Source organism: Streptomyces sp. NPDC002088, assembly GCF_040296605.1.
GTDB lineage: Bacteria > Actinomycetota > Actinomycetes > Streptomycetales > Streptomycetaceae > Streptomyces.
Genome location: NZ_JBEOXO010000001.1, coordinates 269264 through 283935 on the forward strand (window position 1 = coordinate 269264; position 14672 = coordinate 283935).

The 14672-nt window shown below is 70.3% G+C and carries 19 protein-coding genes and 1 riboswitch; of the genes, 12 read left to right on the top strand and 7 right to left on the bottom strand.

Annotation, left to right across the window (positions count from 1 at the left end):
• Nucleotides 1-66 precede the first annotated feature (66 nt).
• A riboswitch (SAM riboswitch) is annotated at nucleotides 67-175 on the top strand.
• A gap of 31 nt (nucleotides 176-206) precedes the next feature.
• From ABT114_RS01220 to ABT114_RS01265, 10 genes are all read left to right on the top strand, one after another.
• Complete coding sequence (locus ABT114_RS01220; protein ID WP_351137232.1) at nucleotides 207-356, top strand: hypothetical protein; 150 nt, start codon at nucleotides 207-209, stop codon at nucleotides 354-356.
• A 211-nt stretch (nucleotides 357-567) separates the two neighbouring features.
• Nucleotides 568-1548, top strand: coding sequence for an amino acid ABC transporter permease (locus ABT114_RS01225; protein WP_351137234.1), 981 nt, complete (start codon nucleotides 568-570; stop codon nucleotides 1546-1548).
• Nucleotides 1545-2339 (top strand): amino acid ABC transporter ATP-binding protein, encoded by a 795-nt coding sequence (locus tag ABT114_RS01230; protein WP_351137236.1) that lies wholly within the window; start codon nucleotides 1545-1547, stop codon nucleotides 2337-2339. Before ABT114_RS01225 ends, ABT114_RS01230 begins: the two co-directional genes overlap by 4 nt.
• A gap of 78 nt (nucleotides 2340-2417) precedes the next feature.
• Nucleotides 2418-3443, top strand: coding sequence for a transporter substrate-binding domain-containing protein (locus ABT114_RS01235; protein ID WP_351137238.1), 1026 nt, complete (start codon nucleotides 2418-2420; stop codon nucleotides 3441-3443).
• A 67-nt stretch (nucleotides 3444-3510) separates the two neighbouring features.
• Nucleotides 3511-4296: a GNAT family N-acetyltransferase gene (locus tag ABT114_RS01240; protein WP_502986629.1), complete on the top strand. Its 786-nt coding sequence runs from the start codon at nucleotides 3511-3513 to the stop codon at nucleotides 4294-4296.
• An 11-nt stretch (nucleotides 4297-4307) separates the two neighbouring features.
• The gene (locus tag ABT114_RS01245; protein ID WP_351138177.1) at nucleotides 4308-4439 is read left to right on the top strand and encodes a putative leader peptide; all 132 of its coding nucleotides are present in this window, start codon (nucleotides 4308-4310) and stop codon (nucleotides 4437-4439) included.
• A 72-nt stretch (nucleotides 4440-4511) separates the two neighbouring features.
• On the top strand, nucleotides 4512-5714 hold the full coding sequence (locus ABT114_RS01250; protein ID WP_351137240.1) for an LLM class flavin-dependent oxidoreductase: 1203 nt from the start codon (nucleotides 4512-4514) through the stop codon (nucleotides 5712-5714).
• 18 nt (nucleotides 5715-5732) lie between these two features.
• Nucleotides 5733-7109, top strand: a complete 1377-nt coding sequence (locus ABT114_RS01255) for an NtaA/DmoA family FMN-dependent monooxygenase (protein WP_351137242.1) — start codon at nucleotides 5733-5735, stop codon at nucleotides 7107-7109.
• Nucleotides 7106-8197: an LLM class flavin-dependent oxidoreductase gene (locus ABT114_RS01260; RefSeq protein ID WP_351137244.1), complete on the top strand. Its 1092-nt coding sequence runs from the start codon at nucleotides 7106-7108 to the stop codon at nucleotides 8195-8197. The genes ABT114_RS01255 and ABT114_RS01260 overlap by 4 nt, the downstream gene beginning before the upstream one ends.
• Complete coding sequence (locus ABT114_RS01265; protein WP_351137246.1) at nucleotides 8190-9317, top strand: LLM class flavin-dependent oxidoreductase; 1128 nt, start codon at nucleotides 8190-8192, stop codon at nucleotides 9315-9317. Before ABT114_RS01260 ends, ABT114_RS01265 begins: the two co-directional genes overlap by 8 nt.
• 7 nt (nucleotides 9318-9324) lie before the next feature.
• Here ABT114_RS01265 and ABT114_RS01270 read toward each other — a convergent pair whose 3' ends face one another.
• A complete protein-coding gene (locus tag ABT114_RS01270) occupies nucleotides 9325-9696 on the bottom strand; it encodes a hypothetical protein (RefSeq protein WP_351137248.1) in 372 nt (123 codons plus the stop codon).
• 50 nt (nucleotides 9697-9746) lie between these two features.
• Between ABT114_RS01270 and ABT114_RS01275 the strand changes: the two genes are divergently transcribed.
• Nucleotides 9747-9989: a WCX domain-containing protein gene (locus ABT114_RS01275; RefSeq protein WP_351137250.1), complete on the top strand. Its 243-nt coding sequence runs from the start codon at nucleotides 9747-9749 to the stop codon at nucleotides 9987-9989.
• Here the strand turns inward: ABT114_RS01275 and ABT114_RS01280 are convergent.
• Together ABT114_RS01280 and ABT114_RS01285 are read right to left on the bottom strand one after the other, a co-directional pair.
• Nucleotides 9982-10227: a hypothetical protein gene (locus ABT114_RS01280; RefSeq protein WP_351137252.1), complete on the bottom strand. Its 246-nt coding sequence runs from the start codon at nucleotides 10225-10227 to the stop codon at nucleotides 9982-9984. The genes ABT114_RS01275 and ABT114_RS01280 overlap by 8 nt on opposite strands.
• A 60-nt stretch (nucleotides 10228-10287) precedes the next feature.
• Complete coding sequence (locus ABT114_RS01285; RefSeq protein ID WP_351137254.1) at nucleotides 10288-10470, bottom strand: hypothetical protein; 183 nt, start codon at nucleotides 10468-10470, stop codon at nucleotides 10288-10290.
• Between the two features lie 9 nt (nucleotides 10471-10479).
• On the opposite strand from ABT114_RS01285, the gene ABT114_RS01290 reads away from it, so the two are divergent.
• On the top strand, nucleotides 10480-11055 hold the full coding sequence (locus ABT114_RS01290) for a TauD/TfdA dioxygenase family protein (protein ID WP_351137256.1): 576 nt from the start codon (nucleotides 10480-10482) through the stop codon (nucleotides 11053-11055).
• Here the strand turns inward: ABT114_RS01290 and ABT114_RS01295 are convergent.
• From ABT114_RS01295 to ABT114_RS01310, 4 genes are read right to left on the bottom strand one after another with little or no spacing between them, the layout of a single operon-like run.
• On the bottom strand, nucleotides 11021-12109 hold the full coding sequence (locus ABT114_RS01295) for a phosphotransferase enzyme family protein (RefSeq protein WP_351137258.1): 1089 nt from the start codon (nucleotides 12107-12109) through the stop codon (nucleotides 11021-11023). The genes ABT114_RS01290 and ABT114_RS01295 overlap by 35 nt on opposite strands.
• Nucleotides 12106-12867: an ABC transporter ATP-binding protein gene (locus ABT114_RS01300; protein WP_351137260.1), complete on the bottom strand. Its 762-nt coding sequence runs from the start codon at nucleotides 12865-12867 to the stop codon at nucleotides 12106-12108. The genes ABT114_RS01295 and ABT114_RS01300 overlap by 4 nt, the downstream gene beginning before the upstream one ends.
• Nucleotides 12864-13634 carry an ABC transporter permease gene (locus tag ABT114_RS01305; protein WP_351137262.1) on the bottom strand — a complete coding sequence of 257 codons (771 nt, stop codon included), beginning with the start codon at nucleotides 13632-13634 and terminating at the stop codon, nucleotides 12864-12866. The genes ABT114_RS01300 and ABT114_RS01305 overlap by 4 nt, the downstream gene beginning before the upstream one ends.
• Nucleotides 13631-14659: an ABC transporter substrate-binding protein gene (locus tag ABT114_RS01310; RefSeq protein ID WP_351137264.1), complete on the bottom strand. Its 1029-nt coding sequence runs from the start codon at nucleotides 14657-14659 to the stop codon at nucleotides 13631-13633. Before ABT114_RS01310 ends, ABT114_RS01305 begins: the two co-directional genes overlap by 4 nt.
• Between the last annotated feature and the right edge of the window lie 13 nt (nucleotides 14660-14672).

Here is a 14672-nt window from a genome sequence, read left to right on the forward strand (position 1 = left end):
GCCGTTCCAGTAAGTGGACCGGCATTGACACACGTTCGGCCAACTGACTTACTTACGGCCCAGAACGGTCATGAGCGTCAGCAACAAGCCCTGGCTGGCTGACCGGCAACCCTCGCACGCGGTGGGGTGCCCCAGGTGACGACCGGACCGGATGACGTTTCGGTAAGCGCGAGGCCCCACGGGCCGGAAGAGTGACGGTGACGGACATGTACGCAGCTCCCAGGACGGCCACCCGCCGCTCCCAGGGCTGCGTACTGTCGTACGTGAGCCTGCTCGTCGCCGACCGCGCCGTCGATCTGCTCCGCGTGAACAGCGCACTGTGTACCGCACCGGGCCGTGCCCGCTGTCGGGGCTGAACCCCTCACACTGCCCCGTCTGCACGCCTTCGCGATCCTGACGAACACCGCCCGAGCGGTGTGCCGTTGTCCGCCTCGCCCCGGTTCTCCCTACGTATCCGTGCGCCGTGTCCGCGTACGCGTCCCAGCGCGGTCCCCACCGCCCTGCCGAAGCGCGCAGCCGCCCACGACCATCTCGAACCGGGGTGTCCGACTTCCGCCGGAGCCCCTCATGAGTGAACCCCCAGGCGCCGTGACCCTCGCCGCCGAGATACCTGCCGTTGACACTCCGTCAAAACAGCTCACTGCGCAGCGAGTTCAGCCGCTCCGCAAGCCCGGCCGCTGGATCGCCACCGCCGTCGCACTGATCCTGGTCGCCCAGTTCGTCCACGGCCTGGTGACCAACCCCTTCTACCAGTGGGACCGCTTCGGCTACTGGTTCCTGCGGCCGACGATCCTCGACGGACTGCTGATCACCCTCGAAGTGGCCGCCTACAGCGCGGTGCTGGGTCTCCTCGGCGGCATCCTGCTGGCCCTCGCCCGGCTCTCGAAGAGCCCGGTCCTGCGCGCCGCCAGCTGGACGTACGTCTGGGCGCTGCGTTCCATCCCCCTCATCGTGGTGCTGCTGTTCCTCTACAACTTCAGCGCCCTGTACAAGACGTTGAGCGTGGGCATCCCGTTCGGCCCCGCCTTCTTCTCCTTCGACGAGTCCCGGCTCGCCACCGACATGGTGGTCGCCGTCGTCGGCCTCAGCCTGAACGAGGCGGCCTACGCGGCCGAGGTGGTCCGCGGCGGCATCCTCTCCGTCGACCAGGGCCAGCACGAAGCCGCCTCCGCGCTCGGACTGCCGAAGGGCTACCAGTTCCGGAAGATCGTCTTCCCGCAGGCGCTGCGCTCCATCACCCCGAACTACGTCAACCAGCTGATCGGCCTGATCAAGAGCACCTCACTGGTCTTCTACGTGTCGCTGCTCGACCTGTTCGGCTCCGCGCAGAGCATGGGCTCCACCTACCCCGGTGACATCGTGCCGCTGCTCCTGGTCGTCACCGTCTGGTACCTGATCCTCACGAGCCTCGTGTCCATCGTCCAGTTCTACGTCGAGCGGTACTACGCCCGGGGCGCCACGCGCTCCCTGCCGCCGACCCCGCTGCAGAAGCTGCGCACCGGCCTGCGGGACCTTCGTGAGCGTGCGCGCAGGGAGACCGCCGTATGACCACCGAAACCCTCACCACCGCCGAGGCCGCGCCCGCCGCCGTCGAGGTGCACGACGTGCACAAGTGGTACGGAACCCACCGCGTACTGGACGGCGTCGACCTGACCGTGCGGCCCGGCGAGGTCACCGTGATCCTCGGCCCGTCCGGTTCCGGCAAGTCCACCCTGCTGCGGGTCATCAACCATCTGGAGAAGCCGGAGATCGGCTACGTCAGCGTCAACGGCGAGCTGATCGGCGTCCGCCGGCACGGCGAACGGCTGCGCGAGCTGAGCGAGCGGGCCATCCTGACCCAGCGCGGCCGGATCGGCTTCGTCTTCCAGAACTTCAACCTCTTCCCGCACCTGACCGTGCTGGACAATGTCGCTGCCGCACCGGTGGCGACCGGGAAGCTCCGCAAGCCCGAGGCCCTGGAACTGGCCCGCGAACTGCTCGGCCGGGTCGGCCTGGCCGACAAGGCCGGCGCCTATCCGCGGCAGCTGTCCGGCGGCCAGCAGCAGCGCGTGGCCATCGCCCGTGCCCTCGCGCTGCGCCCCGGCGTCATCCTCTTCGACGAGCCGACCTCGGCTCTCGACCCCGAGCTCGTCGGCGAAGTCCTCGCGGTCATCAAGGACTTGGCCACCAGCGGCACCACCCTCGTCATCGTCACCCACGAGGTCGGCTTCGCCCGGGAGATCGCCGACCGGGTCGTCTTCATCGACGCCGGAAAGATCGTCGAACAGGGCCCGCCCAGCGAGGTCCTCGACAAGCCCCGGCACGAACGGACGCGGGACTTCCTCAGCAGGGTGCTCTGACGCCACCGGGACACCGCGCACCACGACTTCCCTGCACGCACCACCATCACCCTCTCTCATCGGCAACAAAGGACGGCCATGCCTACCCACTTCACCCGACGCAGCCTGCTTCGCGGCATCACCGCGGCGACCACCGTCGCCACCCTCGCCACCGGGCTCGCCGCCTGCGGTGGTGACAGCGACGCCGCCACCACGACCGACAGCGCCGCCTCCGGAAGCGTGACCATCGGCCAGGTCTCCAACGGAGCCGCCAAGGAGACCACCCTCAAGGTGTCCGAGGTCAAGTCCATCAGCGCCGAACTGCCCGACGCCGTCAAGAAGAGCGGCAAGCTGGTGATCGGCAGCGGCACCCTGCCCTCCGGCTCCGCGCCGCTGGGGTACGTGGGCAGCGACCAGAAGACCCTCACCGGCTCCGAGCCCGACCTCGCCCGCCTGGTCGCCGCGGTGTTCGGCCTCCAGCCGGAGATCAAGAGGTTCACCTGGGAGAACCTCTTCGTCGGCATCGACAGCGGGAAGGTCGACGTCGCCTTCACCAACGTCACCGACACCGAGGAGCGCAAGAAGAAGTACGAGTTCGCCTCCTACCGGCAGGACAACCTCGGCTTCGAGGCGCTGAAGTCCAGCAACTGGAAGTTCGACGGCGACTACGAGAATCTCGCCGGCAAGACCGTCTCGGTCGGCGCGGGCACCAACCAGGAACGCATCCTGATCGCGTGGAAGAAGAAGCTGGAGAGCGAGGGCAAGAAGCTCACCATCAAGTACTTCCAGGACAACAACAGCACCTACCTGGCGCTCAACAGCGGCAAGATCGACGCCTACTTCGCCCCTAACCCGAGCGTCGCCTACCACGTCACCCAGACCGCCGCCACGAACACGCCGACGGTCAACGCGGGCACGTACTCCGGCGCCGGCGCGACCCTGCAGGGCCTGATCGCGGCGACCGCCAAGAAGGACAGCGGCCTCGCCAAGCCCCTCGCCGACGCGGTCAACTACCTGATCGAGAACGGCCAGTACGCCAAGTGGCTCGCCGCCTGGAACCTCTCCAACGAGGCCGTCGCCAAGTCCGAGGTCAACCCGGCCGGGCTGCCGCTGACCGACTCCTGATCAGCCGTCAGGCGATCTGCGCCCCATGCAAGCTGCGTTGGTTCAGTCAAGGAAGGACGCCCCGTTCGTGGCCCAGCACACCGACCTCCACAGAGAGCTCCACGCAGATCTCCATGGAGACCTCCGCGGAGGCGGAGCCCCGATCACGTCCCACCCGCACCCCCTCGACAACGCCGTCTGGGCCGCGCTCACCGGCCCGCATGCCCACTTCGCCGAACGTGTCGGCCTCGCCGCCCGCTACCCGGCCGACGTCTACGCCTTCGCCGCCCTTGCCGACCCCGAGGACCCGGCCGCCTGGAACGATCTGCGCACCCTCGTGGGCCCCGGAACCGCCGTACGGGTCAAGCCGGTCGCCCGGGTGCCCGACGGCTGGGAGATCACCGGAGGGGGAGTGGGCGTCCAGCTCGTCGCCACCGACGCGCTGCACACCGAACCCGCCCCGGAGGCGGTACGGCTCGGCCCCGACGACGTGCCGGAGATCCTGGACCTCATCGCCCGCACCCGCCCCGGCCCCTTCCTGAAGCGGACCGTCGCCCTCGGCACCTACCTCGGCATCCGGCACGAGGGGCGGCTGATCGCCATGGCCGGTGAACGGCTCCGGCCGTCCGGCTGGACCGAGATCAGCGCGGTCTGCACCGACCCGGAGCACCGTGGCCGGGGCCTCGGCACCCGTCTGATCCGCGCCGTCGCCGCCGGCATCCGCGATCGCGGCGACACCCCGTTCCTGCACGCGGCCGCCGACAACACCCCGGCGATCCGCCTCTACGAGTCACTGGGCTTCACCCTCCGCCGCCGCTCGACCATCGTGTCGGTGCGCACACCGGGAACATCCGGCGAGGTCGGGGCGTTGTGACTCATGACGAGATGTACCAGGCGCCGCCGCGCGCCCAGCAGGGGGAGGTGACGGTCGTGACCCGCATATTCCACGCCGTGCACCTTCACTCCCGGCCCCACATAGACCTTCAGCGCGTGGCCGGCGCCCTCTGTTGCTCCTGACCCGTTCCCTCGCCGTGCCCCCATGTCGTGTGTGGCCGGCTCTCTCGTACGGACTTCCAGGAAGGCACCCCTGTGTCCTCGACTCCCTCTGTTCCTCTGCATCTTGCCGTCGCTCTGGACGGCACCGGCTGGCATCCTGCCTCCTGGCGCGAGCCGGTCGCCCGCCCCCGCGAGCTGTTCACCGCCGGATACTGGGCCGACCTGGTCGCCGAGGCCGAGCGCGGCCTGCTCGACTTCGTCACCATCGAGGACGGCCTGGGCCCGCAGTCCTCGCACTTCCTGGACCCGGACGACCGCACCGACCAGGTCCGCGGCCGCCTCGACGCCGTCCTCGTCGCCTCCCGCATCGCCCCCCTCACCCGCCACATAGGCCTGGTCCCGACCGCGGTGGTCACCCACACGGAGCCGTTCCATCTCTCCAAGGCGATCGCCACGCTCGACTATGTGAGCACCGGCCGAGCGGGCCTGCGGGTCCAGATCACCGCCCGCCCGACCGAGGCCGCCCACTTCGGCCGCCGCACGATCCCCCGCATCGAGGCCTACGACGCCCCGGCCACCCAGGACCTGGTGACCGACCTCTTCGACGAGGCCGCCGACTACGTGGAGGTCGTCCGGCGCCTGTGGGACAGCTGGGAGGACGACGCGGAGATCCGGGACGTCGCCACCGGCCGCTTCATCGACCGCGACAAGCTGCACTACATCGACTTCGAGGGCCGCCACTTCAGCGTCAAGGGCCCCTCCATCACCCCGCGCCCGCCGCAGGGGCAGCCCCTGGTCACCGCCCTCGCACACGACACGGTCCCCTACCGCCTGGTGGCCCGCGCCACCGACGTCGGCTACGTCACCCCGCACGACGCCGCTCAGGCCCGCGCGATCGTCGCCGAGATCCGCGCCGAACAGGAGACGGCCGGCCGTGCCGCCGAGCCGGTGCATGTCTTCGGCGACCTGGTGGTCTTCCTCGACGACGACCCGGCCGAGGCCGCGGCCCGCCGCGAGCGCCTCGACGCCCTCGCCGGCGAGGAGTACACCAGCGACGCCCGTATCTTCACCGGTACACCGGCACAACTCGCCGATCTGCTCCAGGAGTTGCAGGCAGCCGGGCTGACCGGCTTCCGGCTGCGGCCCGCCGTCGCCGGGCACGACCTCCCGGCGATCACCCGCGGACTCGTCCCCGAGCTACAGCGCCGCGACGCCTTCCGCCGCGCCTACGAGGCCGACACCCTGCGCGGGCTGCTCGGCCTGACCCGCCCCGCCAACCGCTACGCCGCCGTCTGAGCGGGAGGGAGACCGACGATGACCAAGCCCCTGAAGCAGATCCACCTGGCCGCGCACTTCCCCGGTGTCAACAACACCACCGTGTGGAGCGACCCGAAGGCCGGCAGCCACATCGAGTTCAGCTCCTTCGCGCACTTCGCACAGACCGCCGAACGCGCCAAGTTCGACTTCCTGTTCCTCGCCGAGGGCCTCCGCCTGCGCGAACAGGGCGGGAAAATATACGACCTGGACGTCGTGGGCCGCCCCGACACCTTCACCGTCCTCGCCGCACTCGCCGCCGTCACCGAGCGTCTCGGCCTGACCGGCACCATCAACTCCACCTTCAACGAGCCCTACGAGGTGGCCCGCCAGTTCGCCAGCCTCGACCACCTCTCCGGCGGCCGCTCCGCCTGGAACGTCGTCACCTCCTGGGACGCCTTCACCGGCGAGAACTTCCGCCGCGGCGGCTTCCTGCCGCAGGAGGAGCGCTACTCCCGCGCCAAGGAGTTCCTGGCCACCACAGGCGAACTCTTCGACTCCTGGCACGGCGACGAGATCCTCGCCGACCAGGCCACCGGCGCCTTCCTGCGCGACGCCAAGGCCGGCGCCTTCGCCCACCACGGGCAGCACTTCGACATCCACGGCCGGTTCAACGTCCCGCGCTCCCCGCAGGGCCGCCCGGTGATCTTCCAGGCCGGCGACTCCGAGGAGGGCCGGGAGTTCGCCGCCTCGACCGCCGACGCGATCTTCAGCCGGTACGCCACCCTCGACGCGGGCCACGCCTTCTACACGGACGTCAAGGCCCGCCTCGCCAAGTACGGCCGCCGCCCCGACCAGCTGCTGATCCTGCCCGCCGCGAGCTTCGTCCTCGGCGACACCGACGCCGAGGCGGAGGAGATCGCCCGCGAGGTCCGCCGCCGGCAGGTCAGCGGCGCCACCGCCATCAAACACCTCGAGTTCGTCTGGAACCGGGACCTGTCCTCGTACGATCCGGACGGCCCCCTCCCCGACATCGACCCGGACCTCGGCGAGCACACCATCGCCAAGGGCCGCGCCCAGGTGCGCATGTACCGCGACCCGCTGGCCACCGCCCGCGAGTGGCGCGAACTCGCCGCCGCCAACAACTGGTCGATCCGCGATCTGGTCATCGAGAGCGGCAACCGGCAGAACTTCATCGGCTCCCCGGCCACCGTCGCGAAGACCATCAACGACTTCGTGCAGGCCGACGCCAGCGACGGCTTCATCCTCGTCCCGCACATCACCCCGAGCGGCCTCGACGCCTTCGCCGACCAGGTCGTCCCGCTGCTCCAGGAGCAGGGCGTGTTCCGCACCGACTACGAGGGCACGACTCTGCGCCACCACCTGGGCCTCGCCCACCCCGACGACGACGTTCGGAGTGAGCGGGTGGCGTCGTGAAGTTCCTCGCCATCACTCTGATCGTGCACCGTCCGGACCCGGTCACCGGCGTACAGAAGCCGACGCGCGACCGCTTCCGCGAGGTCGTCGACAACGCCCTGCTGGCCGAGGAGCTGGGCTTCGACGGGTTCGGCGTGGGGGAGCGGCACGAGCGGCCGTTCATCTCCTCCTCGCCGACCGTCGTCCTCAGCCACGTCGCGGCACTCACCAGGCGCATCCGGCTGTTCACCGCCGTGACCACGCTCAGCCTCCTGGACCCGGTGCGCGCGTACGAGGACTACGCCACCCTCGACCATCTCTCCGGCGGACGCCTGGAGCTGATCATCGGCAAGGGCAACGGTGCGGCCCAGCGCGAGCTGTTCCACGTCACGCCCGAGGACCAGTGGGAGCGCAACGCCGAGAGCTACGAGGTGTTCCGGCAGATCTGGCGGCAGGACAGGGTGACCGCCGAGACCCGCTTCCGCCCTCCGCTCAAGGACGCCGAGGTGTGGCCGAGGCCGCTGCAGCAGCCGGTGCGCGTCTGGCACGGCAGCGCCACCAGCAAGGAGTCGGTGGACCTGGCCGCCCGCTACGGCGACCCGCTGTTCTCGGCGAACGTCACCAACCCCATCGAGCCCTACGCCGAGTTGATCAGGTACTACCGCGAGCGCTGGGAGTTCTACGGCCACCATCCGGCCGACATCGCGGTCGGCGCCGGCACGGCCGGCCTGTACGTGGCCCGTACCTCCCAGGAGGCGGTGGAGGCGTACCGGCCGATCTTCGAGGGCACCCTGGCGTTCCAGCAGCAGGCCGGCCTGCCCGTGGTCTTCGAGACTCTGGAGGACTTCGTCGAGCGCAGCTCAGCCCTGATCGGCAGTCCGCAGCAGATCATCGACAAGGTGCACCGCTACCACGAGCAGTTCGGCCACACGGTGCTGCACCTGCACGCGGACGCGAGCGGTCTCAACGAGACCCAGCACCGCGACTCGCTGGAACTCTTCCAGTCCGAGGTGGCGTCCGTGCTGCGGCACGAGATACCGGACCCGCCGTTCGCCTGGGGACCCGTGCTCCCCGTCGAGCCGAGCACCGAGGAGCCCGCCCATGTCTGACGTCCCCCTCGGCGTCCTCGACCTGGTCCCGATCCCGACCGGCTCCACCGCGGCCGACGCCCTGCGCAACTCGATCGACCTCGCGCAGCAGGCCGAGCGCCTCGGCTACGCCCGCTACTGGTTCGCCGAGCACCACCTCAACCCCGGCGTCGCGGGCACCTCCCCGGCCGTCGTCCTGGCACTGACCGCCTCCGCCACCTCCACGATCCGCCTCGGCTCCGGAGCCGTACAACTCGGCCACCGCACCGCGCTGTCCACGGTGGAGGAGTTCGGCCTGATCGACGCGCTGCACCCCGGCCGCTTCGACCTGGGCCTGGGCCGCTCGGGAGGCCGCCCACCGGGACAGCCCGCAGCCCCGCCGCCGACGGCGACTCCGGTCGTCGACGGCAGGGCGCCCAACGGTCTGCTCATCCCGCCCCGCTTCTCCTTCGAGCGCCTCCTCGGCTCGCCCCGGATCGCCCTGCAGCGCAGACTGCTCCAGCTGCCGAACGCCGAGTCGCAGGACTACGCCGAGCAGCTCGACGACACCCTTGCCCTGCTGGCCGGCACCTACCGCTCCCCGGAGGGCATCGAGGCGCACGTCGTGCCCGGTGAGGGCGCCGATGTCGAGGTGTGGATCCTGGGCAGCAGCGGCGGCCAGAGCGCGCAGACGGCCGGCGCCCGCGGCCTGCGCTTCGCCGCGAACTACCACGTCAGCCCGGCCACCGTCCTGGAGGCGGTGGACGGCTACCGCGGCTTCTTCCAGCCCTCCGACTTCCTCGACAAGCCGTACGTCAGCGTCTCCGCGGACGTCGTCGTCGCCGAGGACGACGAGGCGGCCCGCGAACTCGCCACCGGCTACGGCCCGTGGGTCCGCAGCATCCGTACCGCCGAGGGCGCCATCGAATTCCCGACACCCGAGGAGGCACGCGCCCACAAGTGGACGGACGAGGACCGTGCGCTGATCCAGGACCGCCTGGACACCCAGTTCGTCGGCTCACCCGCCCGGGTCGCCGACCAGCTGGAACAACTCCAAGAAGCCACGGGTGCCGACGAGTTGCTGATCACGACGATCACCCACGACCACGCGGCGCGGGTACGGTCGTACGAACTGCTGGCGGAGGAGTGGAAGAGGCGGTGAGCCGGGGTCACTCCGTCCAGTCGAGCTGATGCTCGGGAGTGCCCACCGACCGCCCGTACGCGATCGCCTCGGCGCGGCCCGCCGCGTCGCCGCGCCGGTAGCGGAAGACCTTGCCGGCGAAGGCGACTACGCGTTCGTCCCCGACGGTGAAGTCGGCGTACCACCCGTGTTCCGGCTCCAGCGCCTCGGCGAGGGCGTCGGCGATCCCGCCGACGTCCTCACTGTCGGTCTGCCACTCGATGAGCGTCCACAGCCCGGGCTGCCCGTCGGCGGCACTCGCCGACACGTCGAGCCTGCGCACGGCGCGGACGCGCAGCCCGCCCGGCGCGAACACGGCGCCGGGCCGGAGGCTTTCGCCGATGACGTAACCAGTGATCATGTGCTGTCTCCTTCGGACGTCGGGACTGCTCCGCCAGACGCTACGGCCCTATGGCTGACACCCTTTGTCAGTCGAAGGAGTGCGGGAAGGTGATCGAGGGATGCGAGCGGACCGGCTGCTGTCCCTGCTGTTGGCTCTGCAGTCCCGAGGGCTTCGACTCGCCCCTGGCGGCGTGTCGTCGGCTGCTCGGCTTCGGACCGGACGCAGAGGTGCTCGAGCCCGCCGAAGTGCGACAGCAGTTGCTCGACAAGGCGCGCCGCACGGCGGACCGTTACGGGGAGGCCGCTATCTGAGCAGCAGGAGCGTCACCCAGCCGCCGCAGAGGAACAGGACAAGAGCGCCGGTGGCCGCGGCACTCCTCACCTTGTACGCGGCAGCCGCCACCTCGCCGGCCGCCCTGTGCCTGCGCGCGCCGGTCACGAACGACACGAAGAAGACGGCGCACAGGGCGGCGGTGGCCGGCAGCAGCCACGTGGCGAGGAGGATCAGGTCCCTGAGCTCCTGAACCGTGCTGCCGGAAGTCGCGAGCATGGCGGCCCCCCGTGGCTCGACGGATGTCCGTCGGATCGTACGGCGGACAGACAGCCACCATCAATGAGAATCGGCCGCCGGGAACGTCGCGGCCCGCAGCAGGGACTCCAGCGACTCCGCCGGCGTCTGCCCAGCGGTGTCGACCACGATGTGCTCGCGGTCCCACGGTTCGTATTCCCGCTCCACGATCTGCCGCCAGTCGGGCAGCGGCAGATTCGCGATGTCAGCCGACCGCGAGGTCACCCGCCGCCGGTGCTCGACCGGATCGGAACAGCACACCTCCACCGGCAGACCGGAAAGGCCAGCACCTGGCACATCGGCGGACTGTGGCGCAGCCCCGTGTTCGCGATCGAGTCGCTCACCTACGAGGAGGTGCCCGAACTCGGCGGACACACGCTGTGGGCCGACCTCCAGGCGGCCTACGACGACCTTTCCGCCCCCTTCAAGGCGCTGCTGGAGTCCGTGAACGCCGTCTACGACGGCAACGCCGAGCACTACGCGCAGGGCAACAAGGGCAAGACGGTCGACGATACCGTCGAGCATCCCGTCGTCCTCGAACACCCCGTGACCGGCCGCAAGGGCCTGTTCATCAGCACCTCCGCGATCCGCCTGACCGGGGTCACCGAGCAGGAGGGCAAGGTCCTGCTCGACCATCTGCTCCGGCACGCGTCCTCGCCGAACTACACGATCCGGTTCGGCTGGAGTCCCGGTGACTTCGTCCTCTGGGACAACCAGGCCACCTGGCACTACGCCGTCGACGACTACGGCGACGGCGCCCGCGTGTACCGCAAGGTCATCGGAGTGGAACCATTGAGGACCGCTCCCTGACCCGCTCCAGGAGCGGGCGGCCACCCTCCCCGGCGAACCATTCCGCGTGGCCGACGTAGTACGCGTACGCCAGGCGGGTGTTCTCGGCCGAGCGGGTGACGCCGTGGAAGTAGCCGAGCTCGGAGAGCGCGAATTCCGCGTGGACCAGCGGGAGAAGGGCGGGGAGGGCGGCCGATTCGGCGGGGGTGAGGGGCCGCGCGGAACGGTAGCCGTCGAGGAGGGCGACGGCGTCCTCCTCACGCACCGGGAAGCCGGGCTGCAACCACTGCACCGCGTTGCGCTCGATCGCCGTGGCCAGGTCGTGCACGGCGGTCGTGCGGTCGCTCATGCCGAAGTCCAGGACCGTGGAGACCTCGCCGCCCTCGCCCCACAGCAGGTTCGAGGCGTGCCAGTCGTTGTGCGTCCACAACGGCTTCAGGCCCGCGAGGTGCGGGGCCAGCCGCGCGTACAGCGGCATGAGGACGCGTTCCGTGTCCTCGCGCCAGGGAAAACCGGCCAGGCCCTCCGCCAGCGCGGGCCGCTCGGCCACGTACTCCTCCAGCGCCCGGAGCGGGTCCTCGGCGGCGAAGACCGTGTACGACGCGACGAGCGGCTGTGCCCGCCTGCACGGCGCGTCGAAACCCTCCGCCGCGAGGTGCAGCCGGGCCAGCGCCTCGCCCGCCGCCCGTGCGTGGCCCGGGGAGCGGAACGGGGACCAGGACAGCGCGTCCCGATAGAGATCAGTGCCCGCGCCGGCCGAGTGCACCTCGTACGTCCACTCGCCGCGTGCCACCGCGTCCAGCACCTCGACCACCGGGGCGCCGCGCGCCCGCAGATGGCGCAGGAACGCGTGCTCCTCGGCGAGCCCTTCGGCCGTGCGTACGGAGACGTGGTGTCGTTTGACGAACAGGCGGCGGCCGTCACACTCCACCACGGCCGCCGCCGACAGCGGCCGCGGGCTGCGCCACACCACCCGCGCCGGGCCGACCACCTCCGTGACCTCGGCCTCGGTGAGCGGGGGCCAGTCGGGCTCGGCCGGCTCCGTGCCCAGACCGTGGGCCAGATGGGAACTCACTTCGCCGTCACCACCGTTGTGCCGCGCAGCGCGTCCAGCACCCGGCGCTCCGTCGTCGCGAACCCGGGGGCCGTGAAGTCGTCCGCACCGCGCGGGCGGGGGAGTGGCACCTCGACGCGCTCGACGATCGTCGCCGGCCGGGGCGACAGCACGTGCACCGTGTCCGCGAGCAGTACCGCCTCCCGGATGTCATGGGTGACCAGCACCACCGTCCACCGGTGGCGCTGCCACATACCGGCCAGCCACAGCTGCATCTCGGTGCGCGTGAGCGAGTCCAGCGCGCCGAACGGCTCGTCAAGGAGCAGCACCGGCCGCCCGAGCACGACCGTGCGCAGCAGTGCGGCCCGCTGCCGCATGCCGCCGCTGAGCTGGGAGGGGTACGCGTTCTGGAAGCCGTCGAGGCCGAAGTCCGTGAACAGCGCGTCGGCCCGCCGCCGTGCCACCTTCTTCCGCACCCCCTGGGCCTCGAGACCCAGCGCTGTGTTGTCCAGCACGGTCCGCCACGGGAACAGCAGGTCCTTCTGCGGCATGTAGGCCACCTTGCCGGACTCCACTCCGGCCGGTTCGCCCTCGACCAGTACCCGTCCCGAGGTGGGCCGGTCCAGCCCGGACACCAGGTTGAACAGTGTGCTCTTGCCGCTGCCGCTCGGTCCGATCACCGCCGCGAACTCACCGGGCTCGACGGAAAGTTCGAGATCGCGCAGGACCTCCAGCGAGCCGAAGGACTTCCCGACCCCTTCGATACGCAGACTGCTCACGACCCGACCTCCCGCTGCGCCCGCTCCCACGGCAGCACCAGCCGCTGCAACAGATACGTGGCCCCGAACAGCGCGATGCTCAGCGCGGCCGTCACCGCCACCGCCGCGAACACCAGGTCCGTACGGAACGCGCTCTTCTGCGCCTGCATGTAGATCCCGAGGCCCGCCTCCGCGCCCGCGTACTCGGCGAACACGGCGCCGACGACGGCGTACGTGATGCTCACCCGTAGCCCGGCGAAGAAGTACGGCATCGCGCTCGGCACCCGGACCAGACGGAACGCCCGCCACCGGCCCGCGCCCAGCGAGCGCAGCAGCCGCATCGCCTCGCCGTCGGTGGCCGCGAAGCCGGCGGCCAGGTTGGCGGCCAGCGGGAAGAACGTCGTCAGTGTCACCACCAGCATCTTCGGCAGCAGCCCGAAGCCGAACCAGATGATGAGGAGGGGTGCCACGGCCACGATCGGGATGGTCTGCGAGGCGACCAGCAGCGGGTACAGGCCCCGGCGGGCCGCAGCCGAGAAGTCCAGCAGGACCGCTACCAGCCAGGCGGCCGTGAACGACAGGGCGAAGCCGAGCAGGGTCTCCTGGAGGGTCGGCAGGGTCTGCCGCCACAGCTCCTCGCGGTTCGCCCAGCCCTGCTCCACGACCCGGGCGGGGGAGGGCAGGGTCGTCGGGTCGACGCCGGCTGCCGTCACGTACAGCTGCCAGCCGCCGACCACGACGGCCAGGACCAGCAGAGGCGGCCACAACGACCGCAGCAGCGGCCTCACTTGGCGGCCGGAAGGTAGGCGTTGGTGAAGAAGGACGAGGTGTCCGGGGCCTTCGACAGCTTCTTGCCATTGCCGTCGACCAGCAGCCCCGCCTGGTACTCGAATGCGGCGAAGTCCTGCCAGCGCTGCTCGCTCTGTGTGCCGATCGCGCCGTCGGAGCTCTTGTAGTACTCCTTGGCGAGCAGCTGCTCGCTCTCCTTCACCAGCTTGGTGTTGGTGAGCACGCTCTTGTTCGCGGCGATCAGCAGATCGGCGGCGTCGTCGGGGTTGTCGGCCGCGTAGCGGTAGCCCTTGTCGAGGGCCGCCAGGAACTTCCTCGCCACTGCCGGGTTCTTCTTCAGGAACTGGTCGGAGGACGCGACGAGCGTCGAGTAGATCGCCGGGAAACCGTAGTCGGACAGCTGGAAGTTCTTCAGCGGCTTGCCGCTCAGTTCGGCCTCCAGACCCTCCCACGTCGGCATCGGCATCGCGAAGTCCGCCTTGCCCGCGTAAAGGGCTGCGTACGCCGAGGTGCTGAGGGTGACCTGCTTGAAGTCGCCCTTGCCGCCGGCGTTCCGGATCACCTTCTGGAGCAGTGGCTTCTCGTAGGGCGCGCCGAAACCGGCGTACGTCCCGCCGTCCAGGTCCTTCGGCGAGGTGACGTCGTCGCGGTTGGCGCGCACCGCGATGGTGACGTTCGTCTTCTGCGTCACAGCGTAGACGGAGGTGATGTCCTGGCCGGCGGCCCGCGCGGTCGTCACGCCCTCCTGGTACGAGATGCCGAAGTCCGCCTTGTGGCTGGCGATCAGGGTCTCGGGCGCGGTCGAGCCGTAGGGCACGATCCTCAGGTCGATCCCGGCGTCCTGGAACCAGCCCTTCTGCTGGGCGACGTAGATGCCTGTGTGGTTGGTGTTAGGGGTCCAGTCCAGGGCGAGGGTGACGGTGGTGGTGCCGCTCTTCGTGGTGGCCGAGGAGTCGGCGGAGCATCCGGTGACGGCCAGCAGGGCGGTCGCGGCTATGGCGGACAGGGCGGTACGGCGGTGCATTCGGGTCCTTCGT